The 20932-nt window shown below is 60.8% G+C and carries 19 protein-coding genes; 5 read left to right on the plus strand and 14 right to left on the minus strand.

Translation table 11 applies throughout. The annotated features are described in order from the left end of the window. Nucleotides 1–66: 66 nt before the first annotated feature. From Q0601_RS11280 to Q0601_RS11300, 5 genes are all read left to right on the plus strand, one after another. On the plus strand, nt 67–1320 hold the full coding sequence (locus tag Q0601_RS11280; protein ID WP_305289926.1) for an MFS transporter: 1254 nt from the start codon (nt 67–69) through the stop codon (nt 1318–1320). 151 nt (nt 1321–1471) lie between these two features. Beyond that, on the plus strand, nt 1472–2374 hold the full coding sequence (osmF, locus tag Q0601_RS11285; RefSeq protein ID WP_370656122.1) for a glycine betaine ABC transporter substrate-binding protein OsmF: 903 nt from the start codon (nt 1472–1474) through the stop codon (nt 2372–2374). Between the two features lie 100 nt (nt 2375–2474). Continuing rightward, nucleotides 2475–3644, plus strand: a complete 1170-nt coding sequence (locus tag Q0601_RS11290) for an ABC transporter permease (RefSeq protein WP_305289928.1) — start codon at nt 2475–2477, stop codon at nt 3642–3644. Between the two features lie 9 nt (nt 3645–3653). After that, nucleotides 3654–4592, plus strand: a complete 939-nt coding sequence (locus Q0601_RS11295; protein ID WP_305289929.1) for an ABC transporter ATP-binding protein — start codon at nt 3654–3656, stop codon at nt 4590–4592. Then, the gene (locus Q0601_RS11300; protein ID WP_305289930.1) at nt 4589–5335 is read left to right on the plus strand and encodes an ABC transporter permease; all 747 of its coding nucleotides are present in this window, start codon (nt 4589–4591) and stop codon (nt 5333–5335) included. The genes Q0601_RS11295 and Q0601_RS11300 overlap by 4 nt, the downstream gene beginning before the upstream one ends. A gap of 169 nt (nt 5336–5504) precedes the next feature. Here Q0601_RS11300 and Q0601_RS11305 read toward each other — a convergent pair whose 3' ends face one another. The 14 genes from Q0601_RS11305 to Q0601_RS11370 form a co-directional block, all read right to left on the minus strand. Next, nucleotides 5505–6410: an alpha/beta fold hydrolase gene (locus Q0601_RS11305; protein WP_305289931.1), complete on the minus strand. Its 906-nt coding sequence runs from the start codon at nt 6408–6410 to the stop codon at nt 5505–5507. Nucleotides 6411–6496: 86 nt separating this feature from the next. After that, a complete protein-coding gene (msrA, locus tag Q0601_RS11310) occupies nt 6497–7003 on the minus strand; it encodes a peptide-methionine (S)-S-oxide reductase MsrA (RefSeq protein WP_305289932.1) in 507 nt (168 codons plus the stop codon). Beyond that, complete coding sequence (gene msrB, locus Q0601_RS11315; RefSeq protein ID WP_305289933.1) at nt 7004–7444, minus strand: peptide-methionine (R)-S-oxide reductase MsrB; 441 nt, start codon at nt 7442–7444, stop codon at nt 7004–7006. Nucleotides 7445–7555: 111 nt separating this feature from the next. Next, nucleotides 7556–8524 (minus strand): NAD(P)H-dependent flavin oxidoreductase, encoded by a 969-nt coding sequence (locus tag Q0601_RS11320; RefSeq protein ID WP_305289934.1) that lies wholly within the window; start codon nt 8522–8524, stop codon nt 7556–7558. 93 nt (nt 8525–8617) lie between these two features. After that, complete coding sequence (locus Q0601_RS11325; protein ID WP_305289935.1) at nt 8618–9526, minus strand: carbohydrate kinase family protein; 909 nt, start codon at nt 9524–9526, stop codon at nt 8618–8620. Nucleotides 9527–9562: 36 nt separating this feature from the next. Beyond that, on the minus strand, nt 9563–10771 hold the full coding sequence (locus tag Q0601_RS11330) for a TFIIB-type zinc ribbon-containing protein (protein ID WP_370656123.1): 1209 nt from the start codon (nt 10769–10771) through the stop codon (nt 9563–9565). A gap of 15 nt (nt 10772–10786) precedes the next feature. After that, nucleotides 10787–11917, minus strand: coding sequence for an SPFH domain-containing protein (locus tag Q0601_RS11335; RefSeq protein WP_305289937.1), 1131 nt, complete (start codon nt 11915–11917; stop codon nt 10787–10789). A 39-nt stretch (nt 11918–11956) separates the two neighbouring features. Further along, nucleotides 11957–13003 (minus strand): DUF2927 domain-containing protein, encoded by a 1047-nt coding sequence (locus tag Q0601_RS11340; protein ID WP_305289938.1) that lies wholly within the window; start codon nt 13001–13003, stop codon nt 11957–11959. A 4-nt stretch (nt 13004–13007) separates the two neighbouring features. Then, a complete protein-coding gene (locus Q0601_RS11345; protein ID WP_305289939.1) occupies nt 13008–14201 on the minus strand; it encodes a toxic anion resistance protein in 1194 nt (397 codons plus the stop codon). 160 nt (nt 14202–14361) lie between these two features. After that, the gene (locus Q0601_RS11350) at nt 14362–16548 is read right to left on the minus strand and encodes a 3-hydroxyacyl-CoA dehydrogenase NAD-binding domain-containing protein (RefSeq protein ID WP_305289940.1); all 2187 of its coding nucleotides are present in this window, start codon (nt 16546–16548) and stop codon (nt 14362–14364) included. Between the two features lie 14 nt (nt 16549–16562). Further along, nucleotides 16563–17774 (minus strand): acetyl-CoA C-acetyltransferase, encoded by a 1212-nt coding sequence (locus Q0601_RS11355; protein WP_305289941.1) that lies wholly within the window; start codon nt 17772–17774, stop codon nt 16563–16565. A gap of 9 nt (nt 17775–17783) precedes the next feature. After that, nucleotides 17784–18410 (minus strand): glutathione S-transferase family protein, encoded by a 627-nt coding sequence (locus Q0601_RS11360; RefSeq protein ID WP_305289942.1) that lies wholly within the window; start codon nt 18408–18410, stop codon nt 17784–17786. Nucleotides 18411–18689: 279 nt separating this feature from the next. Further along, nucleotides 18690–20468, minus strand: a complete 1779-nt coding sequence (locus Q0601_RS11365; protein WP_305289943.1) for an acyl-CoA dehydrogenase C-terminal domain-containing protein — start codon at nt 20466–20468, stop codon at nt 18690–18692. Nucleotides 20469–20471: 3 nt separating this feature from the next. Then, complete coding sequence (locus Q0601_RS11370) at nt 20472–20870, minus strand: MerR family transcriptional regulator (protein ID WP_305289944.1); 399 nt, start codon at nt 20868–20870, stop codon at nt 20472–20474. Nucleotides 20871–20932 lie beyond the last annotated feature (62 nt).

Here is a 20932-nt window from a genome sequence, read left to right on the forward strand (position 1 = left end):
GCGCACTTGAACTCTGGGGCGGTGTAGGTCAACGGTAAGCCTCGCCTTTGCTGCCAGGTTTATTGCATGTCGAGCCAAGCCCGGATTTTCACGCCCGTCCTGATTGGCGGCTGTTTCATCCTGCTGATCAATTTCTCACTTCGCGCCAGTTTCGGCGTGTTCCAGATTCCGATCGGAGAGGAGTTCGGCTGGCCGCGCGCCGAGTTCTCGCTTGCAATTGCCATCCAGAATCTCGCTTGGGGAATCGGGCAGCCGATCTTCGGTGCCTTCGCCGAACGCTGGGGAGATCGTCAGGCGATCATATTGGGCGCGTTCCTTTATGCCGCCGGACTGGTTCTGACCGCCTTCGCGACCTCGCCCGCGACGATGCAATTGCTGGAAATCATCGTCGGATTCGGCGTTGCGGGGACGGGTTTCGGGGTTATCCTTGCCGTCGTGGGCCGCGCGGCGAGCGACGAGAATCGCAGCCTTGCCCTTGGCATCGCGACCGCGGCCGGTTCGGCCGGGCAGGTGATCGGTGCGCCGCTGGCCGAGATCCTGCTTGGATTCTATACATGGCAGATGGTGTTCATCATCTTCGGGGGGCTGGTTCTGCTGTGCCTGCTGTTCCTGCCGATGCTGGGCGGCGGCAAACCCGCCACCCGCTCGGAACTGGAAGAGAGTCTGGGCAGCGTGCTGCGGCGCGCCTTTCGCGACCCGACCTATCTGATGATCTTCGCCGGGTTCTTTTCCTGCGGCTATCAGCTTGCCTTCATCACGGCACATTTCCCCGCAATGATCACCGAAATGTGCGGCCCGATCAATCCGCTGGGCACGCTTGCCTCGATCGGGATCACCACGACATCGGCGCTGGGCGCCGCCGCCATTTCGCTGATCGGACTGGCGAATATGGCGGGTGCGATCTTTGCCGGGTGGCTGGGCAAGCGCTATAGCAAGAAATACCTGCTGGCGGGCATTTATACGCTGCGCACGATCGCTGCGGCGGCATTCATCCTGACCCCCATCACGCCGGCAACCGTCATCATCTTCTCGGTGGTGATGGGCGGGCTGTGGCTGGCGACGGTGCCGCTGACTTCGGGGCTGGTCGCCTATATCTACGGGCTGCGCTATATGGGAACGCTATACGGGTTCGTGTTCCTGTCGCATCAGATCGGGTCGTTTCTGGGGGTCTGGCTGGGCGGAACGCTTTATGACCGCTTTGGCGATTACACATTGGTCTGGTGGGTCGGCGTGGGGGTCGGCGCGTTCAGTGCCCTGATCCATCTTCCCATCCGTGAAGCTCCGTCACGCCTGCCGCCAGCAAGTCCCGCTACAGCGTGATTTTCTATATTTTCTATGTATAGTCAGTGACTTGAGTTCCTGCGCCAGGGGTGGGAAAATTTATCGCTGTCAAATCGTTTCATACATGGCAGGGTAGGGGGCAGGCGAAGCCGGGGGCTGCCCGGAACACGGAGGAAACGAGATGAGACCGATGAAGATACTATCCGTGACGGCCGCGGCCTTCACCCTGGCCGCGGGCATGGCGTCGGCGCAGGTGGTGGTTTCGTCCAAGATCGACACCGAGGGTGGCGTTCTGGGCAACATCATCCTGCAGATGCTGGAGGCCAATGACATCCCCGTCGAAAGCCGGATCCAGCTTGGCGCGACGCCGATCCTGCGCGAAGCCATTCTTGCGGGCGAGGTCGATATCTATCCCGAATATACCGGCAATGCCGCGTTCTTTTTCGAGAAGGCGGGCGATCCGCTGTGGAATGATGCCGAAAGCGCCTATCAGGAGGCCGCGAAACTGGATCTTGAAGCAAATGAGATCGTCTGGCTGACGCCCTCTCCTGCCAATAACACCTGGGCGGTCGCCATTCGCGGTGACCTTGCAAAGGAAGCAGGGCTTCAGACTTTCAGCGATTTCGGGGAATATGTCGCTGGCGGCGGCGAGGTGAAACTGGCGGCGTCGTCTGAATTCGTGAATTCCGAGGCGGCCTTGCCCCGGTTTCAGGAAGTTTACGGCTTTACGCTTCAGCCTGATCAGCTGATCACCCTGTCGGGCGGCGATACGGCTGCCACGATCGCCGCTGCTGCGCAACAGACCAACGGCGCGAATGCCGCCATGGTCTACGGCACGGATGGCGGGATCGCACCTTCGGGACTGGTCGTTCTGGAAGACGATAAGGGCGTTCAGCCCGTCTATCAGCCGGCCCCGGTAATCCGCCAGGAGGTTCTGGAGGAATATCCCGCGATCGAGGATCTGCTGAAACCGGTTTTCGAGGGCTTGACGCTGGATGTCCTGCAAGAGCTGAATGGCAGGGTGCAGGTCGGTGGCGAAGCGGCGGCAAGCGTCGCAGAGGATTACCTTACGCAGAACGGTCTTCTGAACTAGGGGCGCCGGTTCTGGCCGGATACGGGGCGCGCGCGCCCGGGCGCGATGCAGGCACTGCCGCCCCGTCTTGCGTGAAGGCAGCACCGAAAGGCGGCTGGGAATGACAGATGTTACCGACCTGCGGAACCGTCCGGCATGGCTGACTCTGGATAAGCTTGGCGTGTTGATTGCGTTGATCGCGGCTGCGGGGTTGGCACTGCCTTTCGCATTGCTCAAGGCAAACCGCATCGTGCCGGGTGAAGCCCGTAGCATTCTGGAAGGGCTTCCCGGCGGTCCGGGCTTTATTTTCCTGGCTTTGCTGATCGCCTGCATCCTGGCGGCGCTGTTGCGCGTCCCGAATATGGTCAAGCTTGGCGCCAGTGCCACGGCATTGCTTGCGCTGTTCCTGCTGATCGGCGTGGCCGCCAGCAACCTGATGCCGCCCGAGAACAATTATGCGCGGGTTTCTCCGTCATCCGGGTTCTGGCTATTGGTATTCGCCAATTCGCTGATGCTGGCAGATGTCCTGACCCGGCTGCGGCTGGGCCCGTGGATACGGATCGGGATCCTGCTGGGGGTCTGCGTCGTGGTGACGCTGCTGCTCTGGAGCGGCAGCTGGAACGATCTTTCCATGCTCAAGGAATATGCGACGCGTTCCCGCGCGTTCTGGCAAGAAGCCCGGACGCATATCCTGCTGACCTTCGGCTCGGTCGCGGCGGCGATCCTTGTCGGTATTCCGATAGGGGTTCTGTGTTACAGGCGCAAGGCGCTGCGTGCCGCGGTGCTGAATGTGCTCAATATCGTGCAGACGATTCCGTCAATTGCGCTGTTCGGCCTGCTGATTGCGCCGATGGCATGGATCGCCGCGACCATCCCCGGCGCCTCCGCCATCGGCATCTCGGGCATCGGCACCGCGCCTGCTCTGGTGGCCCTGTTCGCCTACTCGCTTCTGCCCGTCGTCTCAAATACGGTCGTCGGGCTTCTGGGCGTGTCGGCGGCGGCGGTCGATGCGGCGCGCGGCATGGGAATGACCCGGCGTCAGCGATTGCTGGGTGTCGAATTGCCGCTGGCCTTTCCGGTGATCCTGACCGGGATCCGGATCGTCCTTGTGCAGAATATCGGACTTGCCACGATTGCCGCCCTGATCGGTGGAGGCGGTTTCGGGGTCTTCGTCTTTCAGGGCATCGGACAGACCGCGATGGATCTGGTGCTGCTGGGCGCGGTGCCGACCGTGGCGCTGGCCTTTGCGGCGGCGGTCGTGCTGGACGCCATCGTCGAGATGATAAGCTAAGAGGTTCCCATGATCGAGATCGACGGTGTCAGCAAGGCTTATGGCGATAATCTGGCGGTGAACGATGTCAGCCTGACCATCCAGCCCCATACGATTTGTGCCGTGGTCGGGACGTCCGGATCGGGAAAGACCACGCTGATGCGGATGATCAACCGCCTGGTCGAGCCGACCTCGGGCCAGATCCGTATCGACAGCGAAGATGTGACAGCGGTTCCCGCGCATGAGCTGCGCCGTCGCATCGGTTATGCCATTCAGGGGAATGGATTGTTCCCGCACAAGAATGTTGGCCAGAACATCGCCACGGTGCCGCGGCTCTTGGGCTGGAATGAAAAGCGTATCTCGGCCCGGGTGGATGAATTGCTGGGCCTGTTCCAGCTTGATCCGGACATGTTTCGGGATCGGATGCCGCATGAACTTTCAGGCGGGCAGCAACAGCGTGTCGGCGTCGCAAGAGCGCTGGCCGCCAAGCCCAATATCCTGCTGATGGATGAACCTTTCGGTGCGCTTGATCCTGTGATCCGCACCAAGGCGCAGGACGATCTACTTGCGATCCAGAAGCGCTTCGGCACCACGATCGTGCTGGTGACGCATGACATGGAAGAGGCGATTCATCTGGGCGACCGCATTGCCGTGATGGACGAGGGCAAGCTGGTGCAATTCGCACCTCCGGCCGAGATCATAGGCAACCCCGCCTCTGACTTCGTCGCCGAATTGCTGGGCCCGTCGGATCGTGCATTCCGTCTGTTATCACTGTCCCGGCTTGCCGATCATGTCGAGCCCGGCGAGGCGATGGGTGAAGCACTGCCATCGACCGCCAGTCTGCGCGACGCCTATTCCGAGCTTTTATGGTCCGGCAGAACCGCAGCGCCGGTGGTGACCGCCGCGGGAAATGTAATCGGCCGTATCCGGCTTGAAAGCCTGACCAGACTGGCCGTGGCCCCGAAATGACGATTGGAAACCTGATAAGGCTTTTGGTCCTTGCGGTTCTGATTGCCCTGCTGTTACGTCCTGATCTCTTCGCCGGATTTTTTGCCCTGTTTGCCAGACCCGGGCAGCCGGTAATCTACAATCAGGGAAATTTACTGGCCATCACCATCAGTCACCTGCTGATTGTTGCCGTTGCTGTCCTGGGCTCGACAATTGTCGCGGTGGGGCTGGGCATATTGGTGACGCGGCCCGCCGGGGCGGAGTTCCTGCCACTTTCACGCGCTATCGCGAATATCGGCCAGACATTCCCCCCGGTCGCGGTGCTTGCGCTTGCGGTGCCGGTGCTGGGCTTTGGCACCGGGCCCACGCTGGTGGCGCTGTTCCTTTATGGCCTGCTGCCGGTATTCGAGAATACGCTGACCGGATTCACCAATCTGCCGCCCCGGGTCATGGAGGCGGCGCGTGGTGCGGGGATGACGGGACGGCAGCGGCTGTTGCAGGTGGAGTTGCCGCTGGCGCTGCCGGTCATTCTGGCCGGCATCCGGATTTCAACCGTGATCGCACTGGCCACCGCCACGATCGGCTCGACAGTCGCCGCCCGGACGCTGGGAGAGGTCATCATCGCCGGATTGCTGACGGGCAACACGGCCTTTGTCCTGCAAGGGGGGCTGATCGTCGGCACGCTGGCGGTGCTGATCTATGACGCATTGTCGGGGTTGGAGCGTCTGCTCATGGCCCGTCAGGGGCGAAGGGTGGCGGGATAGGGCGGTCAGGTATCGCTGCCCGTCGCCGGCTGGTTCTTGAACCAGTGGCGCACCAGCCGGCGACCCCCGAGGTATTTACCGCAAAGAAGAAGAGGAGGATGTGAAGCCGGGCGTGCGCGACAGGCTTCAGGCAACCGGCAAAGGCGTTTCAACTTGGGTCTGAAACGATTTAATCACTCGTTGCGCCGCCACCGGAATGACGCGCAAAGAAATTTGCCATCCGTTGCGCGATATCCTTGGGAATTTCCTCGGACATGTAATGCGTTGCGTCTACGGCCCCTCCCTCGACTTTTTCCGCGCGAAGCCGCCATAGGGCAAGCGCATCGAAACATTTCTCGATAACACCGCGCCGCGCCCAAACAACCTGCAACGGCATCGTCAGCTTGCGCCCTTCGTCCTCATCGTCGTGACGGAGATCTATCGTGGCGGCGGCGCGGTAATCCTCGCAGGTGGCGTGGATGCACGCAGGATCAGAGAAGGCGGCAAGATATTCGGCAAGCGCGTCCTTGGTAAAAGGATTCCCGCCGCCCGCTTGTTTACCGCATTTTTCCTTCCAGAAGGCCTCCGGATCGTGGCCTATCATGCGTTCCGGCATCGGATAGGGCTGGATAAGGTAAAACCAATGCCAATAGGTTGCGGCGAAATCCCGGCTCGTGGCGCCATACATCTCGCGGGTGGGGGCAATATCCAGCAGCACCATCGACAGAACCCTGTCCGGCATGTCCAGCCCCAGACGATGCGCCACGCGGGCACCGCGATCATGGGCGCCGATATGGAAGCGCGGAAAACCCAGTTCCTGCATCAGCAAGCCCATCTCGGCAGCCATCGCCCGTTTGGAATAGGGGGCGTGATCGGGAGCTGATTCAGGCTTGTGCGACCGGCCATAGCCACGCAGATCTGCGCAGATGACCTGAAAATCCCGTGCCAATAACGGCGCAACCCCGTGCCACATTGCAGAAGTCTGGGGATAGCCATGCAGTAGCAGTACCGGCGCGGCGTCCGGGTTTCCGCCGCGCCGGATGAAGATCCGGCCATCGCCGATCTTTACGGTTTCCTCAACGAATCCTTCGAACATACTGCCCCCTTGGTTCGGTTAAGGGGAAGAGTGGCGCGAAGCCCGATCCCGAGTCAAACCCGTTGGGCAAGGAGCCTGCCCGACGATCACTCTGCCGCGGCGTGTTTCGGCAATACCCAATCCGGGCGCGGAAAATGGCATGTATAGCCGTTGGGGATACGCACCAGATAATCCTGATGCTCTGGCTCGGCAGTCCAGAAATCGCCGACCGGTTCCAGTTCGGTCACGACCTTGCCGGGCCACAAGCCAGAGGCATCCACATCGGCTATCGTGTCCAGCGCGACCTGTTTCTGCGCTTCGTCCACGTAATAAATGGCCGAGCGATAGCTGGAGCCAAGGTCGTTGCCCTGCCGGTTGGGCGTGGTTGGATCGTGGATCTGGAAAAAATATTCCAGAATCCGGCGGTAACTGATCACCTCGGGATCGAATGTGATCTCGATCCCCTCGGCATGGGTGCCATGATCGCGATAGGTGGCGTTCGGCACATCGCCGCCGGTATAGCCCACGCGGGTCGAAACGACGCCGGGCAGCTTCCGGATCAGATCCTGCATGCCCCAGAAACATCCTCCGGCCAATACTGCACGTTCAGACATTCAGCCCTCCTCTATCTGGTTCAGATACTCGCCATAACCTTCGGATTCCATGCGGTCTTTGGGAACGAAACGCAGCGAGGCCGAATTGATGCAATAGCGCAGCCCACCCGCTTCGGCCGGGCCGTCGGGAAATACATGTCCCAGATGGCTGTCGCCATGTCTGGAACGAACCTCGGTCCGGACCATTCCGAAAGAATCATCACGGAGTTCGGTGATATTGTTGTCGATCGGCTTGGTGAAAGCGGGCCAGCCACAGCCCGAATTGTATTTTGCCGAGCTGGCGAAAAGTGGCTCTCCGGTGACGATATCGACATAGATGCCCGGCTCGAAATGCTTGTCATATTTCCCGGTAAAGGCGCGCTCGGTCCCGTTTTCCTGCGTGACCCGGTATTGTTCTGGGGTCAGCTTGTCGATTGCGTCCTGTGATTTGGTAAAATTCATTGAACACTCCGTAAAATGACCTTCCGTGCGCGATTATATGGGAAGACAGCCGCGATTTGCCAAGATGGGCAGCCTTCGCGTGGCGTCCGATGACCGGCCGCGCCACAGCCTTCACAGCTTCGCCATCCGGGCCTTGGCTTCGGCATATTCCTTGGCAAGCCGGTCGATATAGGTGGCGGCCGGAACGACGTCATGTATGGCTCCGATCCCTTGTCCCGCGCCTAGAATCTGGCTCCATGCCTTGGGTTTGGACGAACCCTGAGCGAAATTCATCTTCGAGGCGTCCGACTTTTCCAGATTGTCGGGGTCAAGCCCGGCATTGCGGATCGAAGGCGCCAGGTAATTGCCCGAAACCCCCGTGAAAAGCGACGAGGTGACGATATCCATTGCTCCGCTGTCGCAGATCATCTGCTTGTATTCCTCGGTGCCGCGCGCCTCCATGGTGGCGATGAAGGGGCTGCCGATATAGGCCAGATCGGCTCCCATCACCTGCGCCGCCAGCACCGAACGCCCCGTGGCGATGGCGCCTGACAGAAGTAACGGCCCGTCGAACCATTCGCGAATTTCCTGAACCAGGGCAAAGGGCGATTGCGGACCGGCATGGCCACCGGCACCGGCCGCGACGGCGATCAGCCCGTCGGCGCCTTTCTCGATGGCTTTCTTCGCAAAATGATTATTGATGATGTCATGCAGGGCGATCCCGCCGCAATCATGCGCGGCCTCGTTGACTTCGGGGCGGGCGCCAAGCGAGGTGATCCAGATCGGCACCTTGAAGCGGTGACAGATTTCGATATCGCGTTCCAGCCGGGCATTGCTGCGATGCACGATCTGGTTGACTGCGAAAGGCGCGGCGGGCTGGTCGGGATTGTCCTGATTGTGCTGGTCCAGCTCTTCCGTGATCCGCGTCAGCCACGCCTCAAGCTGAATCGGATCCCCATCCTTTTCGCGGGCGTTCAGGGCGGGGAAACTACCCACGATACCGGCCTTGCATTGCTCGATGACCAGAGAGGGGCCGGAAACAATGAACATCGGCGACGCCACAACGGGAATGCGCAGATTTTGCAGAATGGGTGGCAGCATGGGTTTCTCCTTGCAGGTCCGGAAAGGATGACGCGAGTGACGGCGGGGTTCAACCCGTGACGCAGCGATGCGGCCGTGCTTTGAATGTGCCGGTTACGGCATCTCATGCGCCCAGGGCGGGTTTGCCCCGGGGCGCGATACGGTGATCGCGGCGGCCTGCGCGCCCAGACCCAAGGCCGCGTGAAGCTGATCGCCTGTGATCGCGGCGATGCCGGGTTTGCTCAGGATGCCCTGCCTGCGCAGACTGGCAAGCACGCCGGCATTGAATGTGTCGCCGGCCCCGATCGTGTCCGCGACACTGGTGCGGATTGCGGGGGCCTCGACAGTCTCGCCGGACCAGATCGCGCGGGCGCCGGATGCGCCTCCGGTTTGCAGGACGATCCTGGCGCCAAGCGCCAGCACCTGCCGCGCGGCGTCTTCGATGCCAAATCCGGGATACAGCCATTCCAGATCGTCGGCGGATAATTTCACGATATCCGCCTGTGGCAGAATACGGGCAAGCCGCGCGCGATAGGCTTGTTCGTCTTTGATGAAGAACGGACGGATATTGGGATCGACCATGACAGGCAGCTTGGCGTGGTTCCGCTGAATCAGGGCTTCGATCGCTGCGCCGCAAGGGTCGGGCACAAGGCTGATGCCGCCGGCGAAAATCGCCTCGGTCTGTGCGGGCAGGGCCGGGATCTCGTCAGGAGACAGCATACGGCCTGCCGAGCCCTCGTCGTAGAACGCATATCGCGCCTCGCCACCGGCCAGGGTCACAAGCGCCAGCGTGGTCAGCCGATCCGAGCGGGGGCATAACCCGGTATCCACCCCAGCCTCGGTCAGCGGGCGCAGCAGAACCTCGCCAAAGGAATCCCGGCTGATCGGCCACAGATAGGCGGTCGGCTCGCCAAGACGGCCCAAAGCGATGGCGGTATTATATACCGCGCCACCCGCAAGCGGCCTGAAAACGCCATTCTCCGGCACCATGTCGATCAGTGCTTCCCCCGAACACAGGATCATGATCGCGTCCTTCCCTATACTGCTTGCGCCTGTGTGTTAGCCCAAGGCGACAGTTTCCGCCGGCTCGATGCCGCCAAGCTGGATATAACCTGTCGATTCACCGAAATACAGAAAAACTGTTAGCGCAATCAGGGCTGCGATAATGGCAGCCGCGATTTTCCAGATCGACCAGGGACGTTCCCCCTGAACCCGCCCGGATTGGCCGTTGACGAGAAAGCGATAGCTTTTGCCGTTATATTTATACGCGGCGATCCAGATGGGCAGCAGGATATGCTTGAAGGTTTCGGCGCTGTAATCGGTCTGCACATGGGTGACGCGCTGTTCGTCGCCGCCAATGTCGCGCCGGGCGTCGTTCACGATCACGCTGGCCATTTCCTGTCGGGCGATCTGGTGGCCATCGGCAAGCGCAACCGTGTATCCTTCGGCATTGAACCCGGCAAGGTAATCGGGCCGGTATTCAGCCAGATGCGACAGATCCCACGGCGCCAGCCCGTCCGAGAAATTCCGCGGTAGCGATTCCGCGGCCAGCACCAGCACATCGTTGAAATCCCGCGCGATACGACCGGAGACAGGACGCCAGCGAATGCGGCGAACCTGCCGCGCCACGCGCTGTTGGCGGCCGTTCACGTTTTGCGTGACATAGACGGTCTGGTAATAGGCATCACCGCGCCGCCCGCTGTAAGAGGAGCGGGTACTGGCGTCGAAGGTCCAGAAGGGTGAATAAATCCCTGTCATCCGGCGACCGCGCCGCGCATAGGCCACAAGTCCTGACGGCGCGAACCACAGCTTGCCCAGCCAGTCCTCCATGGCCCTGCGTGCCTGATTTTCATTCAGGACAAAGGGCAATACCCCCTGCGGCTTGATCTGACGGGTGGCGCCGGTATCCGTGACCACCGGAGTCGCGCAGAAAGGGCAGTCTCTGGAATGGCTTGCCCCGGTGATCTGGATACGCGCGCCGCAATTCGGGCAGGACAGGGTGCGGATGTTCTCGGCCATGTCGGAAGCGGCATCGAGGCGCAATCCCTTATCAAGCGGGATCTCGGTCAGTTGAGGCGATTTATGCGCCGCATCCCATTGGAGCGCATGGCCGGTTTTGGGTATGCGCGACGGATCGCCGTCATTGGACGGATTCGGGACGATATGCTGCTGATGGCCGCAATAATCGCAGGCCAGATATTCCTGCCCCGGCTGATAGCGAAGACTGGCGCCGCAATTCTCGCAGGGATACCGATGCTCGGCCGACAACGCGGTCATTCAGGATCAGTCCGGAAGCGGTGGCGGAATGTCCGAAAACAATCGCGACAGTTCCGATATTTCTCCTGCGGCGGTCCAGCCGTCGCGCCCCTGCGCCCAGACAAGCGTCTCGCGGGTCAGGCTGCCATCTGTGACCATCTGCTGAAGCTGCGATTGTCCGAATGGCCCCTTGGCCTGCCCCTCGATGGCCACATGCCACTGCGCGTCCTGTTGGCCGGGAAGCGGCGGAGGGGTCGCACCGGCGGCATTCTGCGACGGAACCCGCTGCTGTTCCTGTCCTTGTCCCCACGGGCCGCCAGCGGCCATGCCCATTCCCATCGCAGCCCCCATTGCCGCGCCCATGCCCGCACCGGCGCCGCCGGGATTGTTGCTGGCATTCAGCATCGCTTCGCTTGCCGCATATTCGCGGTAACGGCTGAGATCCCCGATGATGCCCATCGAGGTGCGCTTGTCGAGCACCTTCTCAACCTCTTGGGGCAGGCTGATATTCTCGATATAGAATTCCGGAATGCTCAGACCATATTCGTCGATCACCGGCTTGATCGCATCCGCGACCAGTTTTCCCAGATCGGCGGTATTGGCGGCCATATCAAGGACCGGAATGCCCGCACCCGCGATCATGCGGGAAAATTCCTGGACGATCACATTGCGGATCTGAAAGGAAATCTCGTCGCTGGTGAATTCACCATCCGTCCCCACGATCTCGGTCATGAAGCGGGCCGGATCTGTGACCCGCATGGAATAGGTGCCGAAGGCGCGCAATCTGACCGGGCCGAATTCCGGATCGCGCGCCATGATCGGGTTCTTGGTGCCCCATTTCATCTCGTTGAAACGGGTAGTGTTGACGAAATAAATCTCGGATTTGAAGGGGCTCCGGAAGCCGTGATCCCAGTGCTGAAGCCGGGTCATCACCGGCATGTTGTTGGTTTCCAGCATGTAAAGACCGGGCGTGAACACATCGGCCAGTTGTCCTTCATGGATGAAGACCGCCGTCTGTCCTTCGCGCACTGTCAGCTTGGCGCCGTATTTGATCGCCCGCCCGACCGTATCGAAGCGCCAGACCATGGTATCGCGCGTGTCGTCGACCCATTCGATGACCTCGATGAATTCGCCGCCCAATATATCGAAGATACTCATGGTTCCGCCCTTACATCAGCAATGGTGATAAACAGGAACTTAGTCGGCCAGAAGCTCTCCTGCAATCGTCCGGACAATCGGGGCTGCCTCCTCCTCGGTCATGCCGGGGCGCAGGCGCGGATCGTAAAGGATCCGCAGCAACAATTCGTCATGCCTTGTCAGCAATGCGAATTCCTCGTCATCGTTGAAGATCGAGGGGCGAACCGTCGGGCTGTCATTGGCAAGACCCATGCCCTGCGCAAGCTCTTCGTGAATGCAGGACAGCCGCAGCAGCGGCGGCAATTCCGCCCGGATCAATGCGACGGCATGGGCGTAGCTGTAGGAATTGCCCTGCGAATAGGCGAATACCGTGCAATAGATGTCCGGCGACAGCCGGCCGAGCGTGGTGACGTCATGGCTTGGAATCGAAGGGGCGATGTCGCGCAGATATTGCCCGATATTATGCCGCTCTTCTTCCGCCAGCACCAGCAGGGTGAAATTGCCATTACCCTCGGTCGTGCCGACCGTATGACCGGATGTTTCCGCCAGCCGGGCGGAATAGGCCGCGACCTCGCCCCGAATCTCGCGTCTGACCGCCACATCGGACGATGGGCCGAATGCGATTTTGATACTGACCGGCTGTTCCCATCTGCGCAGCGGTGCCGCCGCTTCTGCGCCTTGCGGGTTCTGCACGCCGTTGCTGTCATATTCGTCCCGCAGGGCGACCTGGATGAAATCCTGCGTCAATGACTCGGCGTTCATCGGAATATCCGCGGGAATGCGGTCCTGACGCAGCCGGCCGGCGGCAAGAAGCCGCTGCTCGACTTCAGAGTAATAGCTGCGGCGCGATTGACTGGTGGAATTGGCTGCCGCACGAGAGGCCGCCAGATTGGCTTCGCGGTTGCGTTTCGCCCGCGCCTCGCGAAGCTCCGCCTGTGTGGGGCCCGGATCAGGTGGCGTCGGCTTGGCGACAGGAGGCGGAGTGACAGGGACGTCCTTTCCGCGTTGATCCGTGCAGGCCGTCACGGCAATTGTCAGCATAAGGGCCAGAATCGCCCACGAACGCCGTGCAGAGACATGAGAGGGAAAACCGGCCGTCGCTTGCATCACATCACTTCCCTTTGGGCTGCCTGCCCGCTCCCTTCGAGATCTCCTGGCGCTGTGCGCTTGCGGCGGCAAGCGTGTTGCGCAATTCCTTCTCCATCTGCGTCAGCTCGTCTTCGGCGGCGGCGCGGCGGGCGCGGCCTTCGTCCGCGATCCGCAAACTATCCTCGATGGTCGAGATCAGTTCCGCATTGGCAGTGCGGACCGACTCGATGTCGAAGACGCCCCGCTCGGTCTGGGTGCGGATCTCTGCATTGGCCTTACGCAGGTTCTTGGCATTGCTGGTCAGCAGGTCATTGGTCAGGTCGTTTGCCGCCTTGACCGCGCCTGCAGCTTCCGCGCTGCGTTGAATGGTGACGGCCTGCGCGAGCTGCGTTTCCCAAAGCGGCACGGTATTGACCAGCGTCGAATTGATCTTGGTGACAAGGGATTTGTCATTCTCCTGCACCAGCCGGATCGAGGGCAGCGACTGCATCGTGACCTGCCGCGTCAGCTTGAGGTCATGCACGCGGCGGTCAAGGTCGTCGCGCATGGCCCGCAGGTCGCGCAGTTCCTGCGCTTCCATGACCTTGTCATCGTCATTCGCCGCGTTCATGACGGCTTCTTTCGCGGGGATCACATCCTGGTCCAACTCGCGAAGTTTTGCTTCACCGGCGGCGATATACAGTGCCAGCTCGTCATAGAATGACAATGTGCGGTCATAAAGAATGTCCAGCGACTTGATGTCTTTCAGCAGTTTCTGTTCGTGGCCTTCCAGATCGATTGTCACCTGATCGATCTGACTTTGCACATTCTCGTAATTGGCAATGAATTTCGCAAAGGGAGCCGAGCGCCCCAGCAGTCTTTCCCACCAGCTTTGCTTGCGCCGCGTATCGAGTTCAGAGGCCGAAAAGCCGCGAATAGTGGTAACGATCTCGCGCAGGGATTCCCCGGCCGGCCCGACATCCTTGTTCTTCACATCCGACAGCATTTTCTGGCTGATCTGCTGAAGCTCCGTCTGGGCGCGAACCCCGAAATGCATGACCGAGGCCGAGTCGGTCATGTCGATCTCATCCATCCGCTTGCGGATTTCCTCGGTGGTGCCGGGATCGGCGGAATCCATCTGGATCTGATTGCTCTCGGGTTCGGGCAGTACAACCTTGGTGACGTCCTCGATATCCTTGGTAACGGCTTCGGCGCGACGCTTCGTCTCTTCGGTCATGACATGTTTTCCCTTTTGACTTTGACGACCGCGTTGGCCGTATTGCGGCGCAGCATAGGGTGATTCGTTACGCTTACAACACGAATGAGGGGCGAAAATCTCGCCCCTCTTGCAGATTGCAACGATCTCCTGTGACCTGATTGCATCACATCGGACAGCGTCAGGCGGCCTTGGGCTGCGCGACGAAGCGGCCGTAGAATGTCTGATCCTTTTCCGCCAGTTCACGCAGCAATCCGGGCGTTTCGAACCGCGCGCCATGCCGTTCGGTCAGCCCGTCGCAAATCTCGACGGCGCGCGCAGCGCCCAGAATGTCCAGCCAGCCGAAGGGCCCGCCCGACCAGGGCGCAAAGCCCCAGCCAAGGATCGCGCCGACATCGCCTTCGCGGATATCCTCAAGCACGCCTTCCTCAAGCGCCCGCACCGCCTCGAGCGATTGCGCGAACATCAGACGGTGCTGTATCTCGGTCAGTTCGGGCTGCTCTTTTGCTTCGGGATATTGCGCTTCCAGCCTGTCCCAAAGCCCCTGTCGCTTGCCCTTGTCATCATAGGCATAGAAGCCCGCATTGGACTTGCGGCCCAACCGTCCCTGATCGGCCATCCAGAACAGCACATCATCAACCGCGCCGTCGGGATAGACATCGCCCATCGCGGCTTTGGTCGCCTTGGCGATCTTGACGCCCAGATCGATCGAGGTCTCATCGACCAGTTGCAGCGGACCAAGAGGCATTCCCAGCATCTTCGCGGCATTCTCGATCAGCACCGGGTTCACACCCTCGGCGACCATGCGGATGCCTTCGTTGATATAGGGGATGATGCAGCGATTGGCATAAAAGAACCGCGCATCGTTCACCACGATGGGCGTCTTGCGGATCTGGCGCACGAAATCCAGCGCCTTGGCCACGGCGCGGGGGCCGGTTTCGCGGCCCTTGATGATCTCGACCAGCAGCATCTTGTCCACGGGACTGAAGAAATGGATGCCGATGAACTGTTCCGGCCGGGCGCTTGCGCGGGCCAGATCGCTGATCGGCAGGGTCGAGGTATTGGTGGCGAAGATCGCATCCTGCGGGATGACGGCCTCGGCCTTTTTCGTCACTTCGGCCTTGATGCCGGGATCCTCGAATACCGCCTCGATAATCAGATCACAGCCGTCAAGCGCGGCGTAATCCGTCGTCGCCAGAATACGGCCCAGCAATTCGGTTTTCTGATCCTCGGTTGCCTTCTTGCGGCTGATGGCCTTGTCCATCAACCCCTCGGAATAGGATTTACCCTTATCGGCAGCCTCCTGCCTGGCGTCGATCAGCACGACCTCGATCCCGGCCTTCGCACTGACATAGGCGATCCCTGCGCCCATCATCCCCGCGCCCAGAATGCCGAGTTTCTTCACCGTCTGATCGGGGGCATCGGGCCGGTTCGCACCTTTTTCCAAGGCTTCCTTGTTGATGAAAAGGCTGCGGATCATCGCCGTTGACGAGGGGTTCATCAGCACATTGGTGAACCAGCGCGCCTCGATGCGCAAAGCCTGATCGAAAGGCACCATGGCGCCTTCATACACGGCAGACAGCAAAGCTTTTGCCGCAGGATAGACCCCTTTGGTCTTGCCATGCACCATGGCGCTTGCGCCGACAAAGGTCATGAATCCCGCCGGGTGATAGGGTTCTCCGCCCGGCATCTTGTAGCCCTTCTTGTCCCATGGCTTGACCAGATCCTCGTCCTTGGCGCTCAGCACCCATTCACGGGCCGCCGCTAGCGGATCCGCGACCACCTCGTCGACAAGCCCTGCCGCTTTCGCCTTGGCCGGATTGTTCAGCTTGCCTTCCAGCAGGAACGGCGCCGCCGCCATCGCCCCCAGTTTGCGAACCAGCCGGGTCGTACCGCCGCCGCCGGGGAAGATGCCGACCATGATTTCGGGCAGGCCGATCTTGGCCTTGGCGTTATCGGCGGCAAAGATGCGATGCGTCGCCAGAGGCAGTTCCAGCCCGATGCCAAGCGCCGTGCCGGGCAGGGCGCTCGCAATCGGCTTACCGCCTTTCAGCGTCTTGGGATCCATCCCGGCGCGTTCGATTTTGCGCAGCAGGTGGTGCAGCGTCATTACGCCGTCAAACACGCCCTGCGCCCCGCCATTGTCCTTCATCCCGGCAATGACGTTCAGATCCATTCCGGCGGCGAAATCCTTCTTGCCGCTGGTGATGACGATTCCCTTGACGGCATCATCCGCCAAAGCGCTGTCGATCAGCTTGTCCAGCTCTGCCGCGCCGTCCAGAGACAGCACATTCATCGACTTGCCCGGCACGTCCCAGGTAATGATCGCCACGCCATCGGCGTCGGTCTTGATGGTGAAATCGGTCATATCCGTACCCTTCCTTACACGCGCTCGATAATGGTGGCCGCGCCCATGCCGGACGCGATGCACAGGGTCGCAAGGCCGACCTGCTTATCCTGCCGTTCGAGTTCATCCAGAAGCGTGCCGATGATGATCGCCCCGGTCGCGCCCAGAGGATGCCCCATCGCGATCGCGCCGCCATTCACATTAACCTTTGCCGGATCGACCTGGAATGCCTGCATAAAGCGCAGCACGACCGCGGCGAATGCCTCGTTCACCTCGAACAGGTCGATATCGCCGATGGACATGCCGCTGTCGGCCAGGATCTTTTCGGTCACGGGAACCGGCCCGGTCAGCATGATCGTGGGATCCGTGCCGATCTTGGCGGTCGAGCGGATCCGGGCGCGGGGTTTCAACCCATGCGCCTCGCCGAATTCCTTGCTGCCCAGCAGAACAGCCGCCGCCCCATCGACGATGCCCGAGGAATTTCCGGCATGGTGGACATGATCGATATGGTCCAGATGCGGATATTTCAGCATCGCCACCTGATCGAAACCGGGCATGATCTCGCCCATTTCCTTGAAGCTGGCCTTCAGCTTCGCCAGATCCTCGACACTGGTTCCGGGGCGCATGTATTCGTCGCGCTCCAGAATGGTCAGCCCGTTCTGATCGGTGACCGGAACGATGGATTTGGCAAAGCGGTTCTCGTCCCAGGCCAGTGCGGCACGGCGCTGCGATTCCACGGCGAGCGCATCGCATTCTTTACGGCTGAAACCATATTCGGTCGCGATGATATCGGCACTGATCCCCTGCGGCACGAAATAAGTCTTCATCGCAAGGCTCGGGTCAACGGCAATCGCGGCGCCGTCACTGCCCATGGCCACACGGCCCATCATCTCGACACCGCCGGCGATATAGCCGTGCCCTGCGCCGCCCTTGATCTGATTGGCGGCAAGGTTAACTGCCTCCATCCCGCTGGCGCAAAAACGGTTGATCGACAGGCCCGGAATGGATTCGTCCAGGCCCGAGGCCAGCACGGCCGAGCGCGCCAGACATCCGCCCTGTTCCTTGACCTGAGTGACATTGCCCCAGATCACATCCTCGACCGCATGACCCTCCAGCCCGTTACGCTCTTTCACGGCGTTCAGCAGCCGCGCCGACAGCGCCAGCGAGGTCACTTCATGCAGGCTGCCATCGGGGCGGCCCTTGCCGCGCGGCGTGCGGGCGGCGTCATAGATATATGCTTCGGTCATATTGCCTCCTTAGGCCCGGTCGGACGGATTGCCGGGCATCAGATCATAGGGATGTTTCCAGCCGGGCAAGGCGGCGACGCCATCCAGCCAGCGGTCGATATTCGGCCATTCGGCGCGGTCGAAGCCGAAAGGTTCGGGATAGAACAGATATCCGCAACAGGCGAAATCCGCGATCGTCGGGCCGCTATCGGCCACCCAGTCGCGGCCCGCGAGATGATGCTCCAACACCTTGTAAGTGGCCTTCAACCGTCCCTGCATGAACGCAATCGCCTCTTTTGGGCGCTTTTCCTCCGGCAGGAAATTCATCAGGAAACGGGTGGCTCCGGCCTGGCCGGACAGTTTGTGATTGTCGAACATCAGCCAGCGAAGAACCTCGTTCCGGTCCCTGCCCTGAAATTTCCCGGTCTTTTCGGCGATATGAAGCTGGATCACCGCGGACTGGGTCAGCGTCAGATCGACCTCGCGGAAGACCGGCACCTCGCCCATCTCGTTGATTTCGCGGAATTCGGGTGTCCGCGCCTCGCCGTTGAAGAAATCAACATAGACGGGCGTCCAGTCATAACCCGCGAGTTCCATCGTCAGGGCTGCCTTGTAGGCGTTACCCGATTCACCAAAGCACCAGAGTTGCGCGGCCATATGTTCTCTCCTCGAAGCGGGGGGCTTTGCGCCCCCCGAACCCCCCGCAAGGTATTTGAACAAAGAAGAAGGGGGCTGTTAGGGTTAATGCAACGTTTTCAGATCAGAATGGGCGATGCGGTACAGGCTGAGGAGCCGATGACCGCCAAAGGAGAAGTCGTCCCGGTCTGTGGGCCGATAACGCCTGACCTGCTGCGAGGCGGGAGAGGCCGGGACGCAGCCTTGTGCTGCTTCTTTGCACAAATACCTGTTTCGGCCTTTCCCATTCGGACCACCGTTTCAGAATGATTCCGCATCGAGCGCCATGACCGTATCGGCACCGGACTGAATTCGCGACAGATGCGTTGCCGTCATCGGCAGTTGCCGTTTCATATAGTGTCGGCCGGTGGTGAGCTTGGTTTTCAGATATTCTGCGTTGCTGTCGCCCGCATCCAGCGCCGTTTGCGCGGCAACGGCCATTTTCGCCCACATGAGGCCCAGTGTGACATGCCCGAAGAGATGCATGAAGTCGTAAGAGCCGGACAGCGCGTCGTTGGGGTTTTTCATGCCCTTTTCCATGAAGAACATGCCCGCTGCCTGTAGATCCTTGGAGGCAGCTTTCAGCGGCGCGATGAAGTCTTTGGCCAGCGTCTCGTTCCCGCCATGTTCCTTGCAGAAGGATTTCACCATCTCGAAGAACGCCATGACATGCTTGCCGCCGTCCTGCGCCAGTTTGCGCCCCACCAGGTCAAGCGCCTGTACGCCGTTCGCGCCTTCGTAGATCATGGTGATGCGGGCATCGCGGACGAACTGGCTCATGCCCTGTTCCTCGATATAGCCATGGCCGCCATAGATTTGCTGCGCCAGAACTGCTGTCTCGAAGCCCTTGTCGGTCAGGAAGCCCTTGATGACCGGGGTCAGCAGCGAGACCAGCCCCTCGGCTGCGGCATCCCCGTCAAGATGGCTGCGGTCGATCAGATGCGCCCCCCACAGTGCCAGCATCCGGGCGCCTTCAAGGAAGGATTTCTGATCCATCAGGCTGCGGCGGATATCGGGATGCACGATCAGCGGGTCGGCGGGGCCGTCGGGATTTGCTGCGCCGGTCACGGCGCGGCCCTGAAGCCGCTCGCGGGCATATTCGACGGCGTTCTGATAGGCGGGCACGGCGACCGCATAGCCCTGCAATCCGACGCCCACCCGGGCTTCGTTCATCATCGTGAACATGGCCCGCATGCCCTTGTGCAAATCGCCCAGCAGCCAGCCCTTCGCGCCGTCATAATTCATCACGCAGGTCGAATTGCCGTGAATCCCCATCTTCTCTTCGAGATTGCCGACGGAAACCGCGTTGCGGTCGCCCAGAGAGCCGTCTTCATTCACCAGGAATTTAGGCACGATGAAGAGTGAGATACCCCTGGTACCCTCGCCCCCGCCGGGTGCCTTGGCGAGCACCAGATGGATGACGTTTTCCGACAGGTCGTGATCGCCCGCCGAGATGAATATCTTCTGGCCGGTGATCAGATAACTGCCATCGTCCTGCGGATCTGCCTTGGTGCGCAGCATGCCCAGATCGGTGCCGCAATGCGGCTCGGTCAGGTTCATGGTACCGGTCCAGTCGCAACTGACCATTTTCGGCAGGTAAGTCTGCTTCTGCGCGTCGGTGCCGTGGGTGTGGATGGCCGAATAGGCGCCGTGGGTCAGGCCCTGATACATGTTGAAGGCCATATTGGCGGATACGAACATCTCGCCTGTCGCCACGCCCAGCACATAGGGCATGCCCTGACCGCCATATTCCGGATCGCAGTCAAGCGCGGTCCAGCCGCCTTCCTTCATCGCCTCGAACGCCTTGCCGAAACCTTCGGGCGTGCGGACAACGCCATTTTCCAGCCTGCAGCCCTGCTGATCGCCGATGGCGTTCAGGGGGGCCAGAACCTCGGACGCCAGTTTGCCGGCTGCGTCCAGCACCGCCTCGGTGAAATCGCGGTCGAGTTCGTCATGGCCGGGCAGGCCGGTTTGCGACAGTCCCAGCACGTCGTGAAGGGCGAACTGAAGGTCGCGGATCGGGGGAGTGTAAATCGGCATGGCTTATCCTGAACGCTTGCTGTGAGTGGCGTCGGACAGACGGGTTTCGGCATCGTTGATCTGTTCTGCCAGATCGGCGATCGCTTCGCGGAGTTCCGCATATTGGCGTTCCATATCCGCAAGACGTTCCCGCGCGATCGTGATCGTGGCGGCGATCTGCGTCTCGTTCCTGCTGCCCGGTTCGTAAAGTTCAAGCAACTGGCGGATCTGTTCGAGGCTGAAACCGAACCGTTTGCCGCGAAGGATCAGCGTCAGCCGCGCTCTGTCCCTGCGGTCATACAGCCGGTGCTGGCCGCGACGCTGGGGAAAGATCAGTTCCCGCGCTTCATAGAAGCGCAGGGTGCGTGGGGTGACGCCGAAGGCATCGCACATCTGCCGGATAGTCATCAGCTCGTCGGACATGGATCGCGGTTCCTCCTCATTCACCGTCTGTCGTCCTTGGACAGAACTCTAGCCGAAAGTTG

The organism is Paracoccus wurundjeri, assembly GCF_030678915.1.
Lineage (GTDB): Bacteria > Pseudomonadota > Alphaproteobacteria > Rhodobacterales > Rhodobacteraceae > Paracoccus > Paracoccus onubensis_A.

What these genes read in the sequence shown, in the direction of transcription:
- Q0601_RS11340 (WP_305289938.1), bottom strand. Translation starts at nt 13,003, where the DNA reads ATGCAAGCGACGGCCGGTTTTCCCTCTCATGTCTCTGCACGGCGTTCG.
- Q0601_RS11325 (WP_305289935.1), bottom strand. Translation starts at nt 9,526, where the DNA reads ATGATCCTGTGTTCGGGGGAAGCACTGATCGACATGGTGCCGGAGAAT.
- Q0601_RS11365 (WP_305289943.1), bottom strand. Translation starts at nt 20,468, where the DNA reads ATGCCGATTTACACTCCCCCGATCCGCGACCTTCAGTTCGCCCTTCAC.
- Q0601_RS11355 (WP_305289941.1), bottom strand. Translation starts at nt 17,774, where the DNA reads ATGACCGAAGCATATATCTATGACGCCGCCCGCACGCCGCGCGGCAAG.
- Q0601_RS11300 (WP_305289930.1), top strand. Translation starts at nt 4,589, where the DNA reads ATGACGATTGGAAACCTGATAAGGCTTTTGGTCCTTGCGGTTCTGATT.
- Q0601_RS11345 (WP_305289939.1), bottom strand. Translation starts at nt 14,201, where the DNA reads ATGACCGAAGAGACGAAGCGTCGCGCCGAAGCCGTTACCAAGGATATC.
- Q0601_RS11320 (WP_305289934.1), bottom strand. Translation starts at nt 8,524, where the DNA reads ATGCTGCCACCCATTCTGCAAAATCTGCGCATTCCCGTTGTGGCGTCG.
- Q0601_RS11305 (WP_305289931.1), bottom strand. Translation starts at nt 6,410, where the DNA reads ATGTTCGAAGGATTCGTTGAGGAAACCGTAAAGATCGGCGATGGCCGG.
- Q0601_RS11350 (WP_305289940.1), bottom strand. Translation starts at nt 16,548, where the DNA reads ATGACCGATTTCACCATCAAGACCGACGCCGATGGCGTGGCGATCATT.
- Q0601_RS11370 (WP_305289944.1), bottom strand. Translation starts at nt 20,870, where the DNA reads ATGTCCGACGAGCTGATGACTATCCGGCAGATGTGCGATGCCTTCGGC.
- msrA (WP_305289932.1), bottom strand. Translation starts at nt 7,003, where the DNA reads ATGTCTGAACGTGCAGTATTGGCCGGAGGATGTTTCTGGGGCATGCAG.
- Q0601_RS11290 (WP_305289928.1), top strand. Translation starts at nt 2,475, where the DNA reads ATGACAGATGTTACCGACCTGCGGAACCGTCCGGCATGGCTGACTCTG.
- Q0601_RS11360 (WP_305289942.1), bottom strand. Translation starts at nt 18,410, where the DNA reads ATGGCCGCGCAACTCTGGTGCTTTGGTGAATCGGGTAACGCCTACAAG.
- Q0601_RS11335 (WP_305289937.1), bottom strand. Translation starts at nt 11,917, where the DNA reads ATGAGTATCTTCGATATATTGGGCGGCGAATTCATCGAGGTCATCGAA.
- Q0601_RS11295 (WP_305289929.1), top strand. Translation starts at nt 3,654, where the DNA reads ATGATCGAGATCGACGGTGTCAGCAAGGCTTATGGCGATAATCTGGCG.
- Q0601_RS11280 (WP_305289926.1), top strand. Translation starts at nt 67, where the DNA reads ATGTCGAGCCAAGCCCGGATTTTCACGCCCGTCCTGATTGGCGGCTGT.
- osmF (WP_370656122.1), top strand. Translation starts at nt 1,472, where the DNA reads ATGAAGATACTATCCGTGACGGCCGCGGCCTTCACCCTGGCCGCGGGC.
- msrB (WP_305289933.1), bottom strand. Translation starts at nt 7,444, where the DNA reads ATGAATTTTACCAAATCACAGGACGCAATCGACAAGCTGACCCCAGAA.